Origin of the sequence: Subsaximicrobium wynnwilliamsii (assembly GCF_007997225.1) — a bacterium.
Lineage (GTDB): Bacteria > Bacteroidota > Bacteroidia > Flavobacteriales > Flavobacteriaceae > Psychroserpens > Psychroserpens wynnwilliamsii.
Window position 1 is genome coordinate 1 of the sequence record NZ_VORM01000006.1, and the last position, 23,649, is coordinate 23,649.

Sequence of the window (23,649 nt, forward strand, 5' to 3'; positions counted from 1 at the left end):
TAATGCTAAACGGAATTTTACAGGAACGTACCATAAAATCAAGAAAAAATATCTGCAACTTTATCTAAACGAGTTTGTTTACAAGTTAAATCGAAGATATTTTGGTGAGCGAATCTTTGATAGACTAGTAATAGCAAGCATTACAGCTAATGGACACTAAACGGATATACAAAAATTTATTTTAAATCTCGGCCGCTTCGAGCATTAAATAGTGAAGATCCGTGTTTTTTACAAATGGTTTCAAAAGAGAACTTCCAGGGCCGTACATGGCTAATTCCACGTAATCTGCAGAATGTTGCATACTAATCCATCCTACAGAATTGTGCTGTTGCTGCATTTTAGCCAAATCCTGAAATGGGAGGTGCCGCGGATTGTAAAGACCATCCTCTGTCTGCAGGTCAGTATAATATCTTAACAATTGATGGGATTCTTCATCGGTAAGCGCAAAATTGTTGGCATAATAAACCCTTTCTTTTATTTGGGATATGGAAGTTTCTTTTCCTATGCCATTTAAAATCCATTCATTGGTATGTTTATATTCTTGAATGGAGTCAAAATTTACATTTGCTTCATTTCCATAAATAATTCCTGGATTGGCGTTGCCATGATCTGTAGTAATTATGACCAGTGTTTCCCCATCTTGTTCTGCAAAGTCCATGGCTACTTGTATGGCTTCGTCATGAGCTACTTGATCATAAATTAGGGCTGCTATATCATTACCATGTGCCGCCCAGTCCACTTTTCCTGCTTCGACCTGTAATACAAAACCATTGGGATGATTGCTCATGGCATTGATCGCTTTTTGGGTCATTTCAGCAAGCGTGGGTACTTTTTGGAGTAATTCCTTGTTGTTTTGCCTATCCATCGAATACGGGAGGCCATCTGCATCAAATACCCCTAAAATGGGCTTACCATTAGATGCAGAAAACATTTCGGCTCTTGTCTTTACCACTTCATACCCTTGGGATGCAAATGCTTGGTACATATCCTTTTTATCTTCTCTCTTTTCAGGAGAAAAGTAATTGTCCCCACCACCCATCATAAGGTCAAATTTTTGTTCAAGATACTTCTCTGCAATTTCTTCTTGAGCATTTCTAGATTTGGAATTTATACAAAACCCAGCTGGGGTAGCATGTGTAATAGGAACGGTGGTAACGCAACCCGCCTTTTTGCCTACTTGTTTAAATTTTTGCCAAAGAGGCATGTATTCTTCTCCATTTTCACTTACATTCAATGAACCATTATTAGTACGCACACCTCCTCCCCACGAAGCGCTTGCAGCTGCAGAATCTGTGACTATGGAACTAGCGGAAGCCATATCCATTAAGGCTCTGTTCACTTTATTTTCTTTGTATAATTGTAACCAGTTAGAACATTTACCTGTTTTTCTTGAGAGATAGAGATCGGTCATGTTCAGGGTTCCAATACTCATTCCGTCACTAACAATTATTATAATGTTCTTTGCTTTTTTGTTTCTGGTGCCTTCTTTATATGGAATAGTATTAGCAATACTGCTGAAAGGATGTAATAAGGTGGTTCCTAATGTGAGTATTGATCCGTTTTTGAAAAATTTTCTTCTGTTCATTTTAATAGGGTCGTATTACAAGTATGATTAATTAATAATTTGTCCTTTACAATCCGTAAGGATGTAATTAAAATGCTCCACATCATCGGCATTTAGCTTTAATGTTCCTGTAATTGTCACAATGTCATCGGTTTTGAAGTGCTGCTTGGAGATAAATTGCAGTTCTATGGCAGTTTCAGGGCCACCAACTCCACAGAAAAAACATGACGACATTGGTCCTTTGGACAGGATAAATAATTTGCCTTGAGGATCTATATTTAAAAAATAACCAGTGATGACGACCTGTTTTCCTTCTAAATCCTTAACAGAGGGCAAAAATTTTGGGTATAGAAAATACTCTCCAAAGGCAGGAAAAAATTTCTCCGAAAATTCTACCTGAGCAAGATCATGCCAAGTTATTTTTTTCTGACTAAAGCATGTACAGCAAATCAAAAGGGAAATGATAATCAAAATTTTATTTTTCATGGCTCAAAATAGTTGATATATTCATTTTTATTATTGGATAGATGGCTAATGAAATAGATATTAATATCATTATTGAAACCAATGCTCCTGTTTGTAAGAATTGCTGATATGGTAATTCTTGAAGCATGTTTTGCTTATATTGAGTTTCTACCATTTTGAAAAGAAAGTACAGTCCTGCTTTCGATAGAAGAAGCCCCAACATGAAAGCGAGAAATCCAATTGTCAATCCTTCATAAGCGACCATTCGTATCAATTGAAAGTTGCTGGCGCCATAAGTCCGTAAAAGAGCCAGATCAAAGGCACGTTCTTTTACCATTTTGTATAGGCTGATAAAAATCGACAGACAAGAAATAACAAGTATCATATATGCAATCCAAGAAATTGTTTTGAAGCCAATACCAGTATATTGGTATAATTTTTCTAACTCATATTTTGGTAATGCGGCCTGCATGTTGGTATGTTCATTGATCCTTTTAGGAAGTGTTAAAAGGGCTAAAGGGCTTCTAAAAGAAACCAATAAAGAGCTTATTTCCTCTCCTTCATCAAGGTTTTCATGATGTTGTAAATGATCTTCCTCTTTTTTATCTTCCTCATTATTATTATGATGATGGTGAACTTCCCATACACTTTTTAAGTTGGTAACGATTAGGCGATCTATAACCTTCTTTGTAGGTTGATATATTCCAACTACGGTTAGGTGTTCAGAATGCAGATCTATATCATTTTCCACCAATCCATGAGAGCTTAACAAAGTGTCTCCAATTTTAAGGTTTTCTTGTTCTGCCACAGTATGTCCAAGTATGACTTCCATGGCTTTTTTCGGTTCACGTCCTTTTTTTAGTTTCCCATGGTAGAGCGCTGCAAATTCATCGGTAGTTCCTACAATCCTGTAGCCCTTATAGTTATCACCGTAAGCAATTGGTACGGCAGTCTTAATCAAAGGATTTTTGCTAATTTTTTTTGCATCTTCATATAAGATATTCCCTGTTGGGTTATCTATATGAAGAACGGAAGAAAGCACCAATTGTAAAGGGCTTCCCTTTGCCCCAATGACCAGATCAATAGCTCCCAAGTTATTTTCCATTTGATATTTAAGGGAAGTTTCCAATTGTTGGATTCCAAAAAGAAGCGCTATACTCAAGGCTAAAATGAATACACTTAAAAACGTATATAATGGTTTTGCCTTCATGTTTTGTTGGCTTATCTTCCAAATATTCATAATGAGATTGAATTTGAAAATAATGGTTTGATCCTATGATCATGGGTAATAACGATGAGATTGGCCTTGGTTTGTTTGGCTTGTTTGATAAGCAGGTTAATGACCATTTCACAATTCTCATCATCTAAACTAGAGGTAGGTTCATCGGCGAGAATAACTTTTGGGCCGTGTATAACCGCCATAGCAATCCCTAAACGCTGTAGTTGCCCTTCGCTGAGCTCATTTGCCTTACTCTTTTTACAGTCCTTTAGGCCTAGCTGTTCCAAGAAAAAATCAATTGTCTTATTGTTGACGGATTTTCCACTAAAAAAAAGGCGAGCCTGTAAATTCTCAACAATGTTTAAAGATTGAACAGCATAGTTTTTTTGAAATATCAGCCCAATATGCTGTCCCCTAAATTTATCTAACCCCCAGTGAGAAAGTGTATTAATAGCTACGCCTTCAATCATTACCTCTCCACTTACAGGATTTAATAAGCCTGCCAAAAGATGTAAAAGGGTCGTTTTTCCTATTCCAGACTTACCCAAAATGAGCAAATTTTCCTGCTCATTTAAAGTTATGTCAGGGAATTTAAATATATGATTCTCCTTTTTTTTATAATGAAATATAAGATTATCTGTTTGCACCATTTTCAACTATTTATTAAGCTCCCACTTTAGTATTTTTTAGAATGACGTAACCAATTTTCAATTGCATTTTTCCCTCTAATTAAGGAAGTGTTCACTGGCTCTTTACCGCGCCTTTGCCCCATTCTTCTAGGGCTTTCTTTACTTCTTTTTTTGTTATCATTGTTTTGAAATTTAAGTGTTGAATATTAATTTTTAAAACTTTATGCCGTTATCAAAAGACCATACTTATGGCCACTTCGGTAAGGTTCTTTTGTCTAGATCCTTTTCTTTCGATTCTTCTTCTGGTGTGAAAGGAAGCTCTTCAACCATCCATTTTTTTGGCGTCATTGCCCTTTAAATAATGGTCAAAGAATTCCTTTAGTCTTCTTTCCAAATTACTTATCGTTAGTGAAAATAGCATTGTATTCCAGATATCTTAATTTATCGACTTCAACGTTATTCCAGATATCGAAAACCATTGTTTCAAGTCGATTGTCCACGCTTTTTTGAATCTCATTTCTATATGATTCGTAATCTTCATAATGGGTACTCGTAAGTTTATTGAGTTTATTTTGAAAGTAGGTCACAGGATTAAACCAATACGTAGTTTCAACAAGTTTGTTTTTAGCGTAGTTGTCTGCTTCAATGCCTTTGGTTGCATTTTTCATTTCAATATTAACCAAAGCATCCGTTGAATAGCCTCTGTCATTTTTAACAATGGTAGTATCTCTAAACGTTTTGGTTTCTTTTAAATCAGGGTATAACTCGAAAAGTTGAGCATCGATCAATTCCTTTGATTGCTCATATATTTCGCTCGTTTTTTCTCGTTTTACATCAATAAGGTCAACCATTAAATTTGTTGGCTTTTCGATAGCGATCCATTGCTGTATGGTGGCTGGAATAATTATTGCCAAAAGCAACCACACGCCAATCATTTGCAAGGTGTTTGATACGGTATTATTTCCATAATACAAGATTAAAAAATAGATGACCAGCCAAAAGAAAAGAGAGATGGTTACCCAAAGGAAGATTTTCCAAAAATCATTTTTCGTCTCGAAAACATCGGTAAGAGTAGCTCCGTAGAGCATTAAACCAAATAGTACCAATAGCAATAGAATGGCGTAAAAGGCTGTTCTTGATAAAATCCACCAGTTTTTTGAGCCCGCCTGAACAATAACGAGCGGTAAAAAACCGCGTTCTGCTTCGAGCCCTTTAATGTTGTAGAGTAAAACCAATAACAAAAGCGGCAAAAGAAATAGAACTGCAAATGAGAAGTCCAAATTGCCAGACTGAATGCGCTCTGGGTTAGAGATTTCCTGCGTCATATCAGCATCGTAAGGGTTGCTCCAAGTAGTTATCCTTTTATAAAACCCGTATTGTTCGGTTTGTCCAATAGCATAAACAATAGTAGGTGATGGGGTTTTGAATTGATAGGTTGGTGCGTTATAGATGGCCCAAAACGGTTCATTATTGTCAACCCAAGGTTGTTCATCAGGCCCTTTTTTGCCAGTATCATAATAAGATAGCGTGTTTTTTATTTCGGCTTCTGTTTCTTGATTGAGCCGTTCAATCTCATTTTTTTGTTTTTCAAATAAATCTGCTCCATTGTGTAAACCGTAAATGCTTGCTACGGTGAACAAAAAAAGCGCTATGATTTTGAAAGGACTCCGCGTAAAATGTTTCCATTCGTTTACAAATATGCTTAAACTTCTCATACGATTTTTATTTTTTTAGTTCCGAAAAAGATAAGTGCAATTACAACAATCGACCACAAGATGAGCAATGACACATCCATAATATAGTTAGACAAAACAACAGAAATTTGAGTTGGTCGATGCTCAAAATCTGGAACAGACTTAAAAAAGGCATTGTCTATTTTCCATCCCCAATTACCTGTTTTAGACCCACCAAAAGTTTGCTTGTCGTTTAGCATTTTTATAAAAACCCGTCTGTAGTTTTCCACTTGCAACAAAAAATCCTGATGATGCAAATTGTCACTTGCCATAAAGCCCATACTTGTATTTTGCAGGGCAATAAAAGGATTGATGATACCGCCTAATTGAAAGCTTTTTTTCTGTTGGTGCAATATATTGCGATTGCTACCGTAGTGCTTGTCCCAAACGCTATTCCCGTACTCCTCATCGGCTTGCATACGCATCCCATCAAAATTAATTGGTAATTGCGACAAGCTATCGACGCCATACTCCTTTAGAACCTTTTCTTCTAATGCTATGCCTCTTTCGTCGGAAGGATTGTGCCCATCCAAACCTTTTGAGCGGTCTTCAGTCATTGCCGATTGAAATTCATTTCTGCTAGGAAGTGGATACCATTTTTCTGCTGAACTCATAAGAATATTGGGTAAAAAAATCGTCCAAAGTATCCAAATACCGAGCATTGATGTTAAAGCAAGGGTTGCGTTTTGCCAACGTGCAGATAAAAAAACGGTAAGTCCGCTGATGATAAAATAGTATAAGGCATAGGACAAAAAGAACAGTCCTGTTCTGGTTAAAATTTCAGCAGTTAAATTTTGAAAATTTAGAATACCATAAACGACAACTACAAAAATCAATAGCAATACCCCATACAACCAAACAGATAGTGTTTTGGACAGAATAATCTCTAACGGTTTTGCGCCTTGTAAAACCAATAGCTTTAACCTACCACTTTGTTTTTCGCTACTGATGGTGTTAAAGGCCAAAAAAATCAACAATAAAGGAACGATATACTGAAGCAATAACGCCGACTTTAGTTTGCCAAATCTTGAAACCGCTTGCATTTGTGAAGCTTCGGAATGCACGATTTCGTTTTGTACGTGACCTTCAACTCGAAGCACGTTTCCGGTAACGCTATTGACCCCTTCATCGAGATTGCTCAATAAATTAGCAGGTTTAAATACGTATGTGCCATAATGTGCGGCACTGTGGGGATTCATTGCGTCAATGCTTACCCATTGCTGGCGTAGGTGTTCTGTGGCTTTTTGATAGGTTTGCTCTTGCTTTTGTGTTTGATAATTCCCTAAAAAAATAGATAGTAACAGAATGGAAACAAACGCAATGCTTATTGCTATTAATAGGCGACTACGAACTAAAAATCGCCATTCGTTTTTAATGATTTGAAACATAATTCTCGTGTTAGTTTTGCATAAATTTTAGATACAAGGTCTCCAGTTCGTTGGCGCTTACGTCTTTGGCATATAACTCTTTTACCAAAATCCCGCTTTTGAGGATGCCGATACGATTGCAAACTTCGCGCACCCTAAAAATATCGTGGGACGCCATTAAAATGGTTGCGCCTTCGGAAGCCAATTTTTTGAGAAGTATGGAAAGTTCCTTGCTTGCCAAAGGGTCTAATCCGCTTGCAGGTTCGTCTAAAAGATAGACTTTAGCTTTTTTGGCATAAGCTATGGCAATACCCACTTTTTGTCGCATTCCTTTAGAATAAGCAGATACTTTTTGGTCATTTGCCTCGCTTTGAAGACCACAGCTCGCTAAAAAATCCTGCAATTCTGTTTTTGAATACTTCAACCCAGCCAAGCGACAGAAATAGTCTAAATTTTCAACTCCCGATAAATAGGGATAGAGGTTGACGTTTTCTGGAATATAGCCAATTATCTTTCGTGCATCTTTGGCGTTTTTAGTAGCATCTATATCATTGATTTGTACTTTTCCGGAATCGGGATTTAAAAAGCCCAACAGCATATTTATTGCCGTAGATTTTCCTGCACCGTTAGCACCTAAAAGTCCAAAGATTTCCCCTTCTTTTATGGAGAGGTTCAGTTTGTCAAGTGCGGTAAAATCGCCGTACTTTTTAGTTAATTCTATTGTTTGTATCATTTTTAGCTGTTTTAGTATTTTGTATATTCAAGAGTTTCTATCGGCCAATGGTCTGTCAATTGTAATTTGTGTTTTTTCCAAAGGTTTTGTTCTGCCTCTGTCAAGAGACATTGCTCCAACAAGCCGGTAAGTTTTTCTCGGTCTAAATTTTGGGCAATGAATACCAATTCGTTTTTGCGGTCGCCAAACTCGGGATGCCAGTCACTTTCAATGGAACCTTGGTTATCTACAAACGCTTCATTATTGATACGTTCCGAAAATGGCATTGATGCCCACCATACGCCGGCGGGATCGGTCTTTAGAGATCCGCCCGCTGAACTCCATATCAACGCTTGGTCTGGACGGGAGGACAACCAAAATAGTCCTTTGCTTCGGAGTATGTTTCCTGGAAATCCCGCAGTAGCAAAATCCCAAAAGCGTTCTGGGTGGAAGGGTTTTTTACTTCGGAATACCATTGAGCCAATGCCGTATTCTTCGGTTTCTGGGATGTGTTCGTTCTCCAGTTCCTGTATCCAACCAGCTGAATTTTCAGCTTCTTCAAAATTGAATAGGTTGGTACCAATGATTTCCGTTAAGGGTATTTGGGAATTGATGGCTGGGACAATCCGCGCCTTCGGATTCAACTTTTGAAGGATGCCGTACAATTGTTTGAGCTTAACTTCGGTGATAAGGTCTGTTTTATTGAGGACGATGACGTTGGCAAACTCTACTTGGTCTGTAAGCAAGTTGACAATAGTGCGCGTATCGTTTTCGATATCCGTTAAGTTTCGAGAAGTAAGGTAGTCCGGACTGGAAAAATCCTTCAGGAAATTGAAACCATCCACCACCGTGACCATCGTATCAATATAGCTGAAACGGCTCAAATCAATACTGCCGTCCTCACTTTCAAAACTAAAGGTCTGCGCCACGGGAATAGGTTCTGAAATACCCGTGCTTTCAATTAACAGATAGTCAAACCTGTTTTCTTTTGCCAATTTTTCCACCTCAATCATCAAGTCTTCGCGAAGGGTACAGCAGATACAGCCGTTGGACATTTCAACAAGTCTTTCTTCGGTTCTTGAAAGGGTATTTTCGTTTTGTACAAGTTGGGCATCTATGTTTACCTCACTCATATCGTTGACGATTACGGCGACCTTAAGGCCTTCCTTATTATGTAATATATGATTGAGCAGCGTGGTCTTGCCCGCGCCCAAGAAACCGCTGAGTACGGTTACAGGTAATTTTTTCATTATCTATATGTAAAGATTGAATAAAGGCTATTTTAGGAAATGAAGATTTCCCAATCGATAAACAAAGGATAGTAACGGATGGATTAATAAATATATGGCTCAAAGCTAAATGACAGCATATACTAAAAGTATTATCCTAATCAAGATTTTGACTGTAATTTATCTAAAGTAATCTACTAATGAAAAGCCGTAATTATCCCAATGAAGGATTTGGTGGCGGCTTATTATGGAAGTAATCTGAATGCAACACCTTTTGCTGAGGGGCGACATACAAAGTGTATGCATTGCTATGCTCTGCAAAATCAAAGGGGTTTACAAATGAAATGCTTTCTTGGGGTGTTGCTACATTTAAGGGTGTTGTCTGACCCGCTTGAGCTATAAACGCACATTGTTCACAATGCTCTGTATCTTTATCTGAAGTAATATGGGAAACCTCGTGCAGGTTTGCAACCTTGAGCAACAGAAACGTCGTCAGGAAAAAAAAGGAAATACTATTTTTTAAATAGGTACTCATAATGGTGCAAATATATAATAAAATACATTATTGTCCGGGAAAAGATTTAAAACCGCTTTGCTTCTGAAGAACATAGACTAAATTCATAAAGGTTTCGAAATTTGTATTTTAAATTGTGCTTGAAGGCTAATAACATTCTGAACTTACAATCCATCTAAGAAATCATTTTACTCTATATGGGATATAGTGCCTTCCAATTTTTTTGATAGTGTCTTTATATTATAGCACATAAGTCTTTTTTTAGTAACAATCCATCTTCAACTGTCCATTATGCTGAAGTTCATCCAAGCCAATCTTGGTATATTCAGAGCGTAAATTTTCTAACATATCAAGAACATCGTGTTGCATCGCAAGCGAACCACAAATCATAACCACACCACCTTCCTGAACCGTTTTAAGAACAATATCCTTTTGTTGTATTATCAGATTTTGAACATACTCTTTACTTCCTTCTCTTGAAAAAGATTTATGGATTGTGTTATTTTGATTTTTTGAAATAATCCCATTAAGAATGTCATCATAAATAGCTGAAGAAGCTACTGTCCTACTACCCCAAAACAAGTTGATTGTTGTGTTGCAATTCTGTGCTATCATCCCCAAGAATGGGGCTATTCCAGTTCCATTTGCTATCAATACTGCGGAAGCTGATTTTTTAGAGAAGTGGAAATGAGGGTTGATGTCTATAAACGCCTGAATAGTATCGCCCTTATTCAAGTTATGCAAATACGAAGAGCCTTTACCAAATTCGTGTTTCTTTACACTTAATAGAATATTATTGCCCATTCTAGCAATGGAATATTGACGAGGGATATCAGTTCCCTCTGGGAAAACGGACAATAAATCGCCAGAAGTAAAACTTGTTTTTTTCTTTGGTTTCAGTCTGATTAGGAACGTGTCATCTACATTTAATTCTGTGCGCTCAACTACCTTAAATGTGTTTTTTTTATAGTTCCGTTTCTTGACCTTTGGTTTTTCAACAGAAAGTGAAATATGTAATAGTTTGCTCAATTGTTCGACCCATCTTTCAAAATCAGCAAAGTCTGCATTGTTGATTTTATAAAGCGGCATCAAGGCTTGAAAGTCTCGATGTATTTGTAAAAGTGAATCTACTTGTATCGCAAACTTGCAATAGTCCGGGTAATCCAATGAACCGAAACCTACTATTGAATATCTAATTTTATTGGGTTGCTTGATGGTCGGGAAAATGGTTTCAAATTTTCTGGCGTTGGTAGGTGGTTCGCCTTCGCCATAGGTGGCAGTAAGGATGATGATGTGTTTCGCTTTCGCGAAAGTGGAATAATTATTCAATTCAGTCATATAGACTTTTTTGCCAGCAGCATTCAAACTATTATAAAGTCGCCTTGCAAAATCGAACGTTGTTCCCGTTTCCGAACCTACCAAAATGACGAATTCACAGTCGTCTTTATCGGGCATTATGGAAATAGCTTTCACTTTTTTTCTACGCTTCAAGGTCATCGCAAAACCTGAATACATAAAGAATAAAATAGACGCACTGGCGAGTAGCAAAATAACAGACCAAAAAACACTTCCTTCGCCTGTATGCAGCAGCCAACTCAAACGGGATGCCAATGCTACAAAGGGATAATCGGCTTCACTTACAATCTGTCCTGTTTGTTGATTGACCCTAATTTCTTTGTCCTTTAAAGCAATCTGAAAGTATTCCTCTGGGTCTTCGGAAAATGGGAATTCCACTTTTCGGATTTGGTCAAGCGTGGTTTCCTTGAAAAATGGAACATCGTTAATATGCTCAAAACGTTCTGCGGTATCTGTATTAGTAATTTCTTGATGCGTTATCGTAGCATCGGGAAGCAATTCGAATTTTTCTGCGGAAAGATATACCCCTGTAAGAGCAAGAATAACAATAGGAATAAAGAACCATCGGCTTAAAATAACGTGGTACCGCAGTTCAAAATAATCTTTTTGAACTTTTGAAAATAGGCGTTTAAAACCGCCTTGCCTTTTGGCAAGTAATAAAAGTCCTGTAAACGCAATCAAAAAAAGTAGTAGCGAAATCAAGCCAACAAAAAACCGTCCAATGCTTTTAAGAAAAAGAGAACGATGCAGATTGGTGGCAAAACTATAAATGAAGGGTTGCTCTTGTACCTCGCCCAATTGTAAGCCTGTGTTTGGGTCAATGTAGATATCGAGCGTTTCCATTTCTATGGTAAGAACGGATGCCTTTACAAAACCAGACGATTCTAATTCGAGTGCAAATACGTCGTCGTAATTACTTTTTAGAGCATCAATTGTTGTGGCTAATGACACTTCGTCCAAATCTTGAACTGCATACCCTTTCGCTTGATGCGCAATGGGCTCAACGGCCAAAATCACACCTGTAACCGAGGCAATGAGTAAAAACAAAGATGAAGTAAGGGCAAGTACGAAATGACTGTATCGCCAAATAGAAATGGTCATAGGCAATGTTTACTGCGGAAGCATTCTTATATAGCGAATAAACCCTTTTCCCTCTTTTTTGGCTTTAAGATTTTCTGTGGTCAACTCAAATTGAATATCAGCTGCATAATAGTCTTGGTCTTCTACCGAAGTTTCAAAACGTAGGCTATATCCTTTATCAATTTTATCTTCAGGTATCTGCAATACAGTAACGGTACGTTCGCCACCGCTTATCGTCGCACCTGAAATAGCATCGATGTTAGGGCGATATTTCCCGTAGAATTTCCACCATTCTGGGATTTCACTATACCATTCACTGTCTTTGCCTTGCACGTAAAGTGTTTCTTCATAATCTCCAGATGGATTCAATAAAGAAACAATCACATAAGCACCTTCGCCTGTATAATTGGTCATTTGGATAAGGCATTTTACAGCTTTGTTTTCAGTTGTTGTAAATGCTGTGAGCAAAAAACCTGTGAGTAAAATGGCAGGAATAATTTTAAATATTGTTTTCATCAAGCTAAATTTTTAATGCCCATTATGTGCTTCATACTATTTTAAAAAATTCAAAGGGGTGTTTTGTTTTTTTAAGAGTTCGTTTTCGCTTGCCAAGTCATAAACCGATTCTTCAAAATCAGTTTTGATTTTAGTATCAGCACCTTTTGAGATTAGGTATTTCATCATCTCTTCATTTTCAGCTTTCATTGCTGCGAGGTGCAAGGCAGTTAATCCTTCATCATTTTTTGAATTGACATCAATATTAAATGCTGAAAGACGTTTCAACAATTCTAAATCATTGTTCTTGGCGGCAAGATGATTTAGCGTGTTTCCTTCGGCTTGCTTCGTGTTCATTTGTAATCCTTTTTCTTGAAGCAGTTTCAATTTGCTCTCAAATTCATCGGATTTTCTGCTATCAAAAGAGGCTACTAAATAATAGGCAAGAGTATTACCTTTAGCATCTTTCGCGAAAGCGTTACCACCTTTTTCCATAAAAAATTCAATCACTTCAGGACTGTTACGCTGTAAGGCAAGCATTAAAGCCGACTGTCCGTCAATATTTGTATCATTGAAGTCTTTTACGTTTTTGGAAAGTAGTTTTACCATTGCCAGTTCATTGTGGGAAGCTGCATTGAGAAATGGCGTGTTGCCTTCCGCATCTTTTTGGTTAACATCTGCACCGGCAGTCAGGAACAGCTTAAAAATCTCTGGGTCGGTATTGTTATAAGCCAATCGGTGTAATGGCGTGTAACCATCGTTGGTCACGATGTTGGGTTCAAGTCCGAGACTTTTCAAGTACTCATAAATCGCCAACGGATTGCTATAACCACGTCCGCCTTGTGTCGCAAATAAAAAGGCATTGCCACCTTCTTGGTTTAACGATTTGTAATCCACATCTTTTTTGATAAGCAATTTCAGGAAATCAATAGTTCCTTTTTTGGTAGCATAATTGAAAATACCATCGCCATCGTTATCTGTGCTATTCAGTTTGAAACCTTTGCTTGTAAAGTAAGTCAACTCTTTTTCAGTAGATAATGAAGGCGCAACCAATAATAACAGATTTGCACCATTTTCATTTTTCTCATCTGTAAGGCTCACACCGTGTTTTTCAAAAGCATTATATAAAACTTCGTTCTTCTGACCAGCATTTGCTGCAAAGGCAAGTGGTGTATATCCGTGACTGTCCAATTCCGTAACAGAAGAACCCTTATCAAGTAAATACTTGACCATTTCCGTTTGCCCAGCATAGGCCGCCCAATGTAAGTAGATACGGCTGTCGTGGGTTTTTTTATCAACCGGATTCCCTTCAAAAGACAAAAGGTGCTTTACGATAGCATCATCTGCCTTTTCAAGTAACGCATAAATTACGGCATCAAACGCATTCTCATTCAATGCGTTTGCATCATTGCCTTCGGCGATTTTTTGCTTTACAGTTTTCAAGTCTGGATTGCCTTTCCAGAAGGAACGGTCAAGAAGAACATTATTTTCTAGTTGCGCGAACGAAGCGAAACTTACCAAAAAGATTGAAAGTGTAAATAGCTTTTTCATCGTCTTCAAATTTTTATTTAAGGTGGGTTAATTTTGATTCCCCACTTTGGGGTTAGGGCGCTTATTTTTTTACAAAAGATTCAATGACTTCGTCAATTTGAGCCTCTTTTTCGTAACCTTCTTCTTCAAATAAAAACTTATAGAGCGGCTTATTGTCCACTTTTTCTTCAAGAACAAGATCTTTATTACGGCCATAAACTTCATCCCATTTGGTACGCACCAAAGCCCATTTCTGGTCATTGTCCTTCCACCATTGTGAGGCAGCAGCACATATGCTGTCATCTACTTTTACATAGGTGTTATATCCTTTTTCCTTGGCCAATACGATATCTTCCTTGCCAGTCTCACGGATAATTTTGGTGTTATCCTGGTCGTGTAACCAACCATAGTCCGTAATTTCCTGACGGTTGCCGCGCATCAATAGGTTGTAATCGCTTCTGGTAGTATATTCCCGTCTTGCCAATGGTGCGGGAGTGGTATTTTCCCAATAACTTTTGCCATCTACGTGTACCCAAGAGGCAGACCCTTCATAACGTGGGCTGTCATCTACTTGATATACTTTCTGTGTCCATTGTCCTATGACTTCAGGGGCAGGTAATTTTTCAAAAGTCCATTCATTGTCCGCATTGTAGGTGTATAAATCTCTGTTCTCAAATAACCAATCTTGTCGCCAATGTTTCACAACTTGTGGCTCAGCTGGGTTTCCCACTTGAAGCAAGTGCTGAATAGAAATTTTATCATCTTCATCGGTTACTAATTGCGCCCATTCTAATGCTTTGTCCACTTTCGTTTTTGAGGGTTTGTAAAGCGAATCGTTGCTGTAATTAAAAGTTTCTGCAAAATTAAAAGTGACCTCATAACAACCACACATATTCTTGATGGCTTCACGGTCTTCTTGTTTTTTTGATGTTTGAGAAATTGCACTTATTGAAAATAATAGTGCCAATAGGGTGTACAAAGGTGTTTTCATTGCTATTGATTTATTGATTTTTAAATTCATTGCCAAAAATAGTTATTTTTATTAAATCTAAATAACAATAATTTATATATTTGCACCCTATCAAGATTGATTCTAAATAAAATGAAGTATAAATGCTTAATTATAAACACATTGACAATTTTATCCTTTTTAAATGTAGTTTCCCAAGAAGTCGTTGGTAGCACCCAAGTCAATAAGTTAGAGGAAGTTATCCTTACCGCTACACGCACGGAAAGACAACTTTCATCCTTGCCATTGCCTGTAACTTTAATCTCAAAAAAGAAAATTTTACAATCGGGCACTATTCGCTTGGACGAAATATTAAGCGAGCAAACAGGAATTATAACCGTTGCCGATGAAAGTGGTTTTGAAGGCGTACAAATCCAAGGTATCGCATCAGATTATATTTTGATTCTTATTGATGGCGTTCCGCTTGTGGGCAGAAGTGCCGGGAATTTTGATTTGAGCAGGATAACCATTGGAAATATTAAACAGATTGAAGTAGTAAAAGGCCCATCGAGCAGTCTTTATGGTTCTGAAGCTTTGGGCGGTGTCATCAATATTATTACTGAAAAACCAAAATCTGAAGAGCTAAATGGAAACGTTTCCTATCGCATCGGCAGTTTTACGCAACAGGACATCAATCTTGATATTAAACAACGGTATAAGAAGTTGCGCTATGGCTTTTTTGCCAATCGTTTTTCCAGCGAAGGCTATGACCTAAATCCTGATGTAGAAGGGCAGACGGTAAATCCATTTGAAAATTATACGGTTAATGGGCGTGTCTATTATGACTTTAATGACAAGCTAGCTTTATTCACATCTACACGATTTTATGACCAAATACAGGATGCTGGCTTTACCTTCAACGATGTTCAGTTTGAAGGCGATAGCAAAGAACGGGAATGGAATGCCCACGCAAGGCTCGACCAAAAATGGAACGAAAAACTTACTACCTCTTACGAATTTTATTATACTAATTACACAGCCAATGAGCGACTTGCCGACCCAATTTCTGATGATGTGTTGAGCGATAGTGATTTTGACCAAAAATTAGTACGCCCTGAAATCCGTGGAAGTTACGCTTTCGCGCCTGCTGACCGAAGTGGTAACGCAGGTTGGAAAGCGGGAACATTAACAGCAGGATTGGGTTTTCAGTATGATGAGTTGGACAGAACTTTTTTTGATGAACCCGTTAGTTTCAACTCGCAATATGTCTATGCGCAATATGATATCAATCCTATAGAACGACTTAATGTTATTGCTGGAGCTCGATTTGACAATCATTCAGAATATAGTAATCAATTTAGTCCTAAACTGGCGATGCGTTATAAGTTGACCGATGCATTCGCAGTAAAAGGTTCGGTAGGGTATGGTTTTAAAGCACCAGATTTTAGACAGTTGTATTTTGACTTTACAAATTCGGCAGTTGGTTATACGGTTCTGGGATATAATGTGGCTTTGGAAAAATTACAAGAGCTTCAAGAACAAGGACAAATTCTTGATGTGGTGGTTTCGGATGATGACTTAAATAATCCATTGGAAGCTGAAAGTTCTGTTGGTTATAATTTAGGATTGACCTTTAAAGAAGGCAAATGGAACAGCGAGTTAAATTTCTTTAGAAACGATATCAAGAACCTTATTGACACACGCATTATTGCCCGTAAAACCAATGGTCAAAATGTTTTTAGCTATGTTAATTTTGATGAAATCTACACCACAGGATTTGAAATCAACACAGGCTATAAAATCAATGATGCAATCAATTTAAGCGCAGGTTATCAGCTATTGTACGCATACGATAAAAAGAAACAACAAGATGTAGAAGATGGTCAAGTATTTGCCCGTGACCCAGCGACAAATCAGACCGTGGCGGTCACGCAGTCCGATTATTTTGGACTCGTGAACCGCTCACGGCACAACGCCAACTTCAAGGTGTTTTATGATATCGCTTCCGCGAAAGCGAACATCAATCTACGACTGCTATATCGAAGCAAATATGCTCAATTCGACACTAATGGAAATGGGCTTATCGATTCTTATGACACCAGTTTTATCGATGGTTTTTTAACGGCAAATGTAGCAGCCAGCAAAACCTTTTATGAAGATTTCACTTTACAGGTAGGTGCCAATAACCTTTTGGACTATACCGATAACAATATCCCGACGTTGCCGGGAATTCAAGGATACGTAAAACTCAATTATCAATTTTAATTTTAAATACAAACAAAATGACAACAATGAAAACATTACAAACACTAACATTAGCAGTATTATTTATAGGATTTACGTCGTGCACCAGCGACGATGATAATACGCCAACACCAGATCCAGTTCAAGCAGAATTAGTAAGCAATCTTTTTGCACCTCAAACCGGTGGTCAAGGTACTGGACAAGATGAAGGTGGGCCATTTACAAAATTCGATTTTAAAACTGGCGCAGAAACTACCAGCGATACAGAGTGGGACATTGCCTTTAGAGGCACGACTATTGCCGTAAATGGTGGAACTACTACAGGCACAAATGATGAACCTACAAGAAATGGCGATGCTGGTGCGAGCATTGTAACTGGAACTTTTGACAGCATTAATACTGCCGATGGATTGACATTTGCTCAGGATACCGCTTCAGGATTTGCAATCCCAACAGGAAGCGATAATGGATGGTATAATTACGACTTTATGAATAATATAATTATGCCTATTCCTGGTAAGATGTTAGTATTTAGAACTCGTGATGGTAATTATGCAAAGGTTGAAATTTTAAGTTATTATAAAGACCAAGACAATTCTACTCCTGCAAATGGGCGTCATTACACCTTTAATTACGTGTACAATCCAAATGCGGGCGAGACCTCTTTTGAATAGGACGATTTTAAGTTTGAGTTAGTTTGCTAATGAAGCTCATCTGTAATGGATGGGCTTTGTTTATATATCAGTAGGTTTAGCGCAATGGAAATTTGGGATGGTGTCCAAGGCAATCGTAGAAAACTCTTTTTCCAAAATATAATTTTTTCGCAAGATGCAGGGGAATGGGCTGAATGGATTTAGTTATCAATTCAATCTTAAATCAATATTTAGGTTTCCACTTCCAATTACATTTAGGGGCGAATAATTCTGGGTCGAAATAGATATCGCTGATTAAGTCAAGAAACTTATTGCTCCTCAATAGTCCACCACAATGCTCGGGTTCTGTAGCAATGGTAATTCCCTTTAGTCGTTCAAATACCCAATGAATTAATGGATTATCCTTGTCCAACATTTTTCTTATTTCCTCTTCTTGTAGATAGGAAAATATAAAAGAATCATCACTCAAACCATTCTTTACTGAAAAGAAGTCTAGGTCAATATCAAAAAATACAGATGTTTCTGAAGAACTTAATAGTGCATTTTGTAAGTCCTTGTAGGTTTTGAATATCTTAATAGTATGCACATTCCCTAATTTATCTATCAATTCTTCGTCTTTCCACGAGTCTGGAAATGGTTCTTGTCTACAATGCACGTATATATCTCCAATAATATTTAGGTATGCAGCGCATAGAATATGACCATCATTATTTCCTGCAAGTTTCGTCCAAGAGAAAATAGAAACGTCCCCATCACTGAATAAATCTAAATCATGCAACCACTCTTTTTCTACTTCACAGGGATAACATAAATCCTGATGCCAATCTAAAGAAACTAAACAGGGTGGATTAGCACCTTCATTTTTCCGCATCCATTTGTTCCAATAGAAGAATGCGTAACGATGCTCTTGAAATACTGCGAGTTCAATAGCTTCGGTTTCATTAATTGGGTGCGATAGAATTTGTCGCGAAACACCTGGCGGTTCTATGTGGTATAGGTTTCTGAATTCAACTATTTTTGTTTTAACCGTTCTTCTTTTTTCATATTAATAATAATTCTACCGCCTTATACCAATAATAAAATATGGACTTATCCGGCTGGCGTTTCAATTTGTTCAAGTATACCCATTCTTCATTTTCAATAGTAAGTTCGCTTATGTCCTGTCCTTCATAATATTCAATTTCGCTAACTTTTGGCTGCAATAGTATTGCACTCAAATAAGCGACTCTGGCAGAAGCTGCCATTGCTTCTTCTATCCTAAAATGTCCCGTCATTAGAAATGCACTACCAAAACTGCGAATACCACGGTTTAAATCCTCAAATTTCTTTTTTGTTTCAGCGGTGGAATTTCGTTCCCTTTTGGAATTTATAGCGCAAGTATTTATGGAATCCAACAGCACTTCTGTTTCTGTAATATTTCTTTTGTTGAAATCTTCATCAGAACTTCTATAGGATAGTTCTGCTTTTGCAAAAGCTGAAAAGCTTTTCTTTACTATTGCTATATCGGTAATATTTTCAAACAGTTTTCTCAAATCGAATAACTGCTTACAAATTTCCATTGCAAAAAGCTGGTCTTGTTTGTAATATGGAATGCCGATAGTTTCTGGTGCAAAGGCAGTAAGTTTGTCGCCACAAATGGAATTTACTGATGGTGTCGAAATCGTCGTTGTAGTTCCATCGACCGAAAGCCAAGACACTTCTATGGCAGATTCTATAAGTTCAGGATAATGCGGACTGTCAAAAAGAATGTCCAGCAGAATGGTTCCAGGAACATTTGGATTGTAAACCGAATCAAACTCAAAAGTGTAATGTGCCTTTGGCACACCTTCCTTGTAGCTTCTGCGTTCGTTCAAAACGTGTCTTTTGAAATGTGAGTTTGCAACAACAACTTCTAAAATTTCTTCTAATTTTTCACGTTCAACGCTCGAAATAATATCAATGTCAATTGAAAATCGATTGCCTTCTTTAAGCAAAAGCACAAGCGATGTTACACCTTTAAACACAAAGTCAAGTTCTGCAATTTTTAAATGTTCCAATAAAGAAAGAGCGTGAACCATTTTTTCCAGAATGGTCACGTTAATGGATTTGTGCTCTTTTTTTGCCCGGAAACTATCCAACCATTCTTTTTTGAAACTTTTGTTATCAATCATATTGGATTCCTTCTAAAAAATTCGGAATGTGTTTGCTTATAAATTGTTTGATTTCTTGTTCTTTTTTACGTCTTTTTGCGTAGCCGAAGAGCTTTGTAAGATTAATACTGTAGCGGTCTAGTATCCTTTCAAAAATGTATATGAGTTCAGAACCTTGATAAAAATGGAACAAATTATCATCTGCAAATAGGTCTACCATTATTTTTTCAAGTGTCGCAATGGGAACAACTGTTTTTTTGTCTTTTAGTTTACTTATTGGGGCTCTTGTAACTAGTCGTTTTATAACGACTGGCACAGTACTTTCAGAAATATAGAACTCGATTTCCTTTTCACCTGGATTCAAGAAAAAATCCATTCGTAGTGAATCGTTTAGAAAATAGTAAAGTGATTCTGTAAATTCCTTTTCCACTTCCACGACTATCATTTGATTGGATGTTTGGTGTCGGGTAAACTCGTTTAGCCATTGGCTTTCCCAAATGCAGTATGTAATATCCTCGAATCTCTTGGTAGTTTTACGAGCTATTTTCAGTACATTTTCCGTTAGAACAGGTTTGTACTTGGGTTTAGCGGATATAACATACAATCCTCGCCCAATGGTTTTGATAATGTCTTTTTTCTTAAGGTCATAAATTCGCCAACTAAAAGTGCTTTCTTTCAAGTCTGGTTCAAAGTCCAGATAAAAGTGATATAGCTCATCCCTATCAAAGGAACTTCGCTCCTTAAACACTTCTATAATCTTATTTTCTATAATCTTTGGCATACTACTTATATCAAAACTTTGTCAAAAATAAGAAAAAGTGGCGAATATTTGAAAACAAATTATTACCACTATGTTGATAAAGTGGTAATTATTTGAAATGGTTATTGACTTAGAATCAATAGTTATTTAATTATTAAAAGATTTCACTATCTTTATTTGATGACAAAAACAGATTTTAGGAGCGTATCTGACCAAGAAAGAGGCATCATTCGAAGAGATGCCATAAAAATGATAAAACGAGGAGATAAGAAAAAGGAAATAGCCTTGTTTTATGGTGTTCATGTTAATACTGTTAGAGATTGGTGGAAACTGTATCAAAAAGAAGGGAATACCTCTTTATCCTATCAAAAGCGAGGTGCTAAATCGGAAAACAAAAAGCTACTCAATTTATATCAAGAAAAAGAAATACAAGAAATGATTACCGATGTGATGCCAGATCAATTAAAGTTAGATTACGCTTTATGGACAACAAGAGCAGTAAGGGATCTCATAGAAAGAGAGTTTCAAATTGTAATAGGAAGAAGAGCTGTTGGTAATTATCTCAATGCCTGGGGTTTTACACCTCAAAAGCCAAAAAAGAGAGCTTATGAACAATGCTCGAAGAAGGTACAAAAGTGGCTAGATGAAGAATATCCAGCTATAAAAGAGAAAGCAAAACAAGAAAAAGCAACCATTCATTGGGGAGATGAAACAGGTGTGAAAAATAGTAATCATCACAGACGCTCATGCGCCCCCAAAGGCAGAACCCCTGTCAAAAAGCATTTGTCAAAGCGATTTTCAATCAACATGGTTTCGACAGTTACCAATCAAGGCTTGGTTCAATTTATGATTTGTAAAGAAAATATGAATTCCGATATTTTAATTCAATTTTTAAAGCAGCTCATCAAATATCAAGAAAATAAAGTGTTTTTAATCCTTGATAACTTAAGGGTTCATCATAGTAAAATTGTAAAAAAATGGGTGACAGAGCATATCGAAAAAATAGAATTGTTCTACTTGCCATCCTACTCTCCTGAGAGAAACCCTGATGAATATCTAAACTGCGATTTAAAATATGGACTCTCTGACAAACCAGCTCCTAAAACACAGGACGAAATGAAAGAAAATTTGAAAAACCACATGAATATGCTTCGAAATGATAGCGCTAGGGTGGCAAAATATTTTAAACATGAAAGCATTAAATATGCTGCATAAAATTAAAACTATATTGATGCGAGGTTAATAACAAAACCTCAATGAACACCAATAGAATTCGACTCCTACATACTTTATAATTGGTGCTTATTCGATAGGAATGACAATAATAAAAGATTTCTTTCTCGATTTTTCCTTTAAGTACTGACCACTGTCATTTCAAGGGTTGTAGAGGAATCCTAAATTTCAAAACATCTTAAATATAGCGCAATGGACAAGAGAATATTATTACTTACAGATTTTTCAGAGAACGCCTTCAATGCCGTTCGTTATGCATTGAAGCTTTATTCAGACCGTAAGTGCAATTTTGATTTTCTACACGCCTACCAATTAGAGGGTTATTCTATGCACAATCCGCCCTATAATCCAGAGGCGTTTCAGGAATCCCATGAAATTGAAAAACGGAAATCAGAAAAAGAGTTTGAAAAACTGATGAAGATGATTCGCTTGCATCCCGATAATCCAAAAACATACCTATAATACCATTATTACTAACGATAATTTACTAAAAGCTGTTAAAGATGTAATCGCACAAAAAGACATTGATATCATAATTATGGGCAATAAGGGTACAACCAGTTCAAGAACCGTAGTTTTTGGAATGAAGACCATAAATATCATGGAAAACATATTGGCATGTCCAGTGCTGGCAATACCTGAAGACATCAGCTATACAACACCTAAAAAAATTGTATTTCCAACGAATTATAAAATATCTTTTAAACGAAGGGAACTCAAATATCTTATTGATATCGCTCAATTACATAATTCTTCTATACAAATATTACACATTAAGGAATCGAGAAAATTGAACGAGGCACAACAAGGAAACAAAGCGTTTTTAGAAACCCTTTTTAAAGATGTTGATCATAGTTTTCATGAAATGGAAGGTATGAGTGTCCATACAGGAATTAATGCATTTATCGACCTCCGTAAGTGCGATATGGTTGCTTTTGTAAACCCAAATCATAGCTTTTTTCGCAGTTTGTTTTCTACGCTCTTGGTAGAGGAACTTGGATATCATTCCAAAGTGCCTGTACTTGTACTGAAAGATCGCAATTTAAAACCGAAAAAAATGCAAAATAAACCCAGCGTTCTCGACCGAGAAATAGAAAAACTGCATTGGCACATTCAGCGTTGGAAAGCTGATTTACAGTTTACAGAACATGAAATCAACTTTATGGAACAGTTGCTTAATGCGGACATTTATGAGCAGAATATTCCTGATATGTTTGAACGCATTCAGCAGTATTTACAACAATTAAAGAACCATAAAATTCGCACGGAAAAGTTAAAGCAGCTTGTAGGGAACCATGAAAACCTACTCGGTACAGTGATGAAATCAGATATAGATACCATTATTAGCGATTTCGATTTCAAACACGCTAATGTTGAAAGCGAAGTGGAAGAAAGTAAAAATGATTTTCAGCACTTCAAATCAGAAATTTTCAATTTTATTGGAGGTACTTTGAAAAAGAATGCTGCTCACTTAAAATGATCAATTTTACGGATTTTTCAATCCCATTTCATCGACGAAGTTAATTTAGGCCTATTTGTACTTAATGAAAACAACCATTGCAATTGTACTCAGACCAGATGAATTTCTTGTTGACTGCGCCTGATTGCACTATCTTGTTTCACATCTGAATACAAAAATCCCCAAGTAGGCAAAAAAAAACCATAGTTAGATATGACAATCCCACACCAACGATTGTGTCTAAAATTCGATTTTGGAAAAAGCTTAATACATCAAGTGGTTAATGGCTTAGATGAAAATACTGCTCAGGGTAATTGAGGCTGCCGAAA

Annotated in this window: 22 protein-coding genes; 6 read left to right on the forward strand and 16 right to left on the reverse strand. The window is 36.9% G+C overall.

Annotation, left to right across the window (positions count from 1 at the left end; genetic code table 11):
• Nucleotides 1–160 (forward strand): transposase (locus ESY88_RS07265; protein WP_147089840.1); only part of this gene is annotated, 160 nt, incomplete at its 5' end.
• A gap of 21 nt (nt 161–181) precedes the next feature.
• On the opposite strand, the gene ESY88_RS07270 is transcribed toward ESY88_RS07265, so the two are convergent.
• From ESY88_RS07270 to ESY88_RS07330, 13 genes are all read right to left on the reverse strand, one after another.
• Nucleotides 182–1,585, reverse strand: coding sequence for an alkaline phosphatase (locus tag ESY88_RS07270; RefSeq protein WP_147086252.1), 1,404 nt, complete (start codon nt 1,583–1,585; stop codon nt 182–184).
• Nucleotides 1,586–1,612: 27 nt separating this feature from the next.
• Nucleotides 1,613–2,050 carry a hypothetical protein gene (locus tag ESY88_RS07275; protein ID WP_147086251.1) on the reverse strand — a complete coding sequence of 146 codons (438 nt, stop codon included), beginning with the start codon at nt 2,048–2,050 and terminating at the stop codon, nt 1,613–1,615.
• Nucleotides 2,040–3,239: an ABC transporter permease gene (locus ESY88_RS07280; RefSeq protein ID WP_223270756.1), complete on the reverse strand. Its 1,200-nt coding sequence runs from the start codon at nt 3,237–3,239 to the stop codon at nt 2,040–2,042. The genes ESY88_RS07275 and ESY88_RS07280 overlap by 11 nt, the downstream gene beginning before the upstream one ends.
• Nucleotides 3,240–3,265: 26 nt before the next feature.
• Nucleotides 3,266–3,898: an ABC transporter ATP-binding protein gene (locus ESY88_RS07285; RefSeq protein ID WP_147086249.1), complete on the reverse strand. Its 633-nt coding sequence runs from the start codon at nt 3,896–3,898 to the stop codon at nt 3,266–3,268.
• 374 nt (nt 3,899–4,272) lie between these two features.
• Nucleotides 4,273–5,517: a hypothetical protein gene (locus ESY88_RS07290; RefSeq protein ID WP_147086248.1), complete on the reverse strand. Its 1,245-nt coding sequence runs from the start codon at nt 5,515–5,517 to the stop codon at nt 4,273–4,275.
• 71 nt (nt 5,518–5,588) lie between these two features.
• Nucleotides 5,589–6,998, reverse strand: coding sequence for an ABC transporter permease (locus tag ESY88_RS07295; protein WP_147086247.1), 1,410 nt, complete (start codon nt 6,996–6,998; stop codon nt 5,589–5,591).
• Nucleotides 6,999–7,008: 10 nt separating this feature from the next.
• The gene (locus ESY88_RS07300) at nt 7,009–7,710 is read right to left on the reverse strand and encodes an ABC transporter ATP-binding protein (protein WP_147086246.1); all 702 of its coding nucleotides are present in this window, start codon (nt 7,708–7,710) and stop codon (nt 7,009–7,011) included.
• A gap of 11 nt (nt 7,711–7,721) precedes the next feature.
• Entirely contained in the window at nt 7,722–8,939 is a 1,218-nt protein-coding gene (locus ESY88_RS07305; protein WP_147086245.1) for a GTP-binding protein, read from the reverse strand.
• 193 nt (nt 8,940–9,132) lie between these two features.
• Nucleotides 9,133–9,453 (reverse strand): hypothetical protein, encoded by a 321-nt coding sequence (locus ESY88_RS07310; protein ID WP_147086244.1) that lies wholly within the window; start codon nt 9,451–9,453, stop codon nt 9,133–9,135.
• A 240-nt stretch (nt 9,454–9,693) separates the two neighbouring features.
• On the reverse strand, nt 9,694–11,889 hold the full coding sequence (locus ESY88_RS07315) for a PepSY domain-containing protein (protein WP_147086243.1): 2,196 nt from the start codon (nt 11,887–11,889) through the stop codon (nt 9,694–9,696).
• 9 nt (nt 11,890–11,898) lie between these two features.
• The gene (locus tag ESY88_RS07320; RefSeq protein ID WP_147086242.1) at nt 11,899–12,384 is read right to left on the reverse strand and encodes a DUF2271 domain-containing protein; all 486 of its coding nucleotides are present in this window, start codon (nt 12,382–12,384) and stop codon (nt 11,899–11,901) included.
• Nucleotides 12,385–12,420: 36 nt separating this feature from the next.
• Nucleotides 12,421–13,914, reverse strand: coding sequence for an ankyrin repeat domain-containing protein (locus tag ESY88_RS07325; RefSeq protein ID WP_223270757.1), 1,494 nt, complete (start codon nt 13,912–13,914; stop codon nt 12,421–12,423).
• Nucleotides 13,915–13,975: 61 nt separating this feature from the next.
• On the reverse strand, nt 13,976–14,884 hold the full coding sequence (locus tag ESY88_RS07330) for a DUF6607 family protein (RefSeq protein WP_147086240.1): 909 nt from the start codon (nt 14,882–14,884) through the stop codon (nt 13,976–13,978).
• Nucleotides 14,885–14,995: 111 nt separating this feature from the next.
• Between ESY88_RS07330 and ESY88_RS07335 the strand changes: the two genes are divergently transcribed.
• Nucleotides 14,996–17,107 (forward strand): TonB-dependent receptor plug domain-containing protein, encoded by a 2,112-nt coding sequence (locus ESY88_RS07335; RefSeq protein WP_147086239.1) that lies wholly within the window; start codon nt 14,996–14,998, stop codon nt 17,105–17,107.
• Nucleotides 17,108–17,133: 26 nt separating this feature from the next.
• Nucleotides 17,134–17,760: an HmuY family protein gene (locus ESY88_RS07340; protein WP_223270758.1), complete on the forward strand. Its 627-nt coding sequence runs from the start codon at nt 17,134–17,136 to the stop codon at nt 17,758–17,760.
• 202 nt (nt 17,761–17,962) lie between these two features.
• Here the strand turns inward: ESY88_RS07340 and ESY88_RS07345 are convergent, their stop codons facing one another.
• The 3 genes from ESY88_RS07345 to ESY88_RS07355 form a co-directional block, all read right to left on the reverse strand.
• Nucleotides 17,963–18,610 (reverse strand): hypothetical protein, encoded by a 648-nt coding sequence (locus ESY88_RS07345; RefSeq protein WP_147086237.1) that lies wholly within the window; start codon nt 18,608–18,610, stop codon nt 17,963–17,965.
• A gap of 169 nt (nt 18,611–18,779) precedes the next feature.
• Complete coding sequence (locus ESY88_RS07350; protein WP_147086236.1) at nt 18,780–19,889, reverse strand: nucleotidyl transferase AbiEii/AbiGii toxin family protein; 1,110 nt, start codon at nt 19,887–19,889, stop codon at nt 18,780–18,782.
• A complete protein-coding gene (locus ESY88_RS07355) occupies nt 19,882–20,649 on the reverse strand; it encodes a DUF6577 family protein (RefSeq protein ID WP_147086235.1) in 768 nt (255 codons plus the stop codon). The genes ESY88_RS07350 and ESY88_RS07355 overlap by 8 nt, the downstream gene beginning before the upstream one ends.
• A 159-nt stretch (nt 20,650–20,808) precedes the next feature.
• Here ESY88_RS07355 and ESY88_RS07360 point away from each other — a divergent pair, with 159 nt between their 5' ends.
• From ESY88_RS07360 to ESY88_RS07370, 3 genes are all read left to right on the forward strand, one after another.
• A complete protein-coding gene (locus tag ESY88_RS07360; RefSeq protein ID WP_147086234.1) occupies nt 20,809–21,843 on the forward strand; it encodes an IS630 family transposase in 1,035 nt (344 codons plus the stop codon).
• 210 nt (nt 21,844–22,053) lie between these two features.
• Nucleotides 22,054–22,323 (forward strand): universal stress protein, encoded by a 270-nt coding sequence (locus ESY88_RS07365; protein WP_147086233.1) that lies wholly within the window; start codon nt 22,054–22,056, stop codon nt 22,321–22,323.
• A gap of 139 nt (nt 22,324–22,462) precedes the next feature.
• A complete protein-coding gene (locus ESY88_RS07370) occupies nt 22,463–23,341 on the forward strand; it encodes an adenine nucleotide alpha hydrolase family protein (protein WP_147086232.1) in 879 nt (292 codons plus the stop codon).
• Nucleotides 23,342–23,649 lie beyond the last annotated feature (308 nt).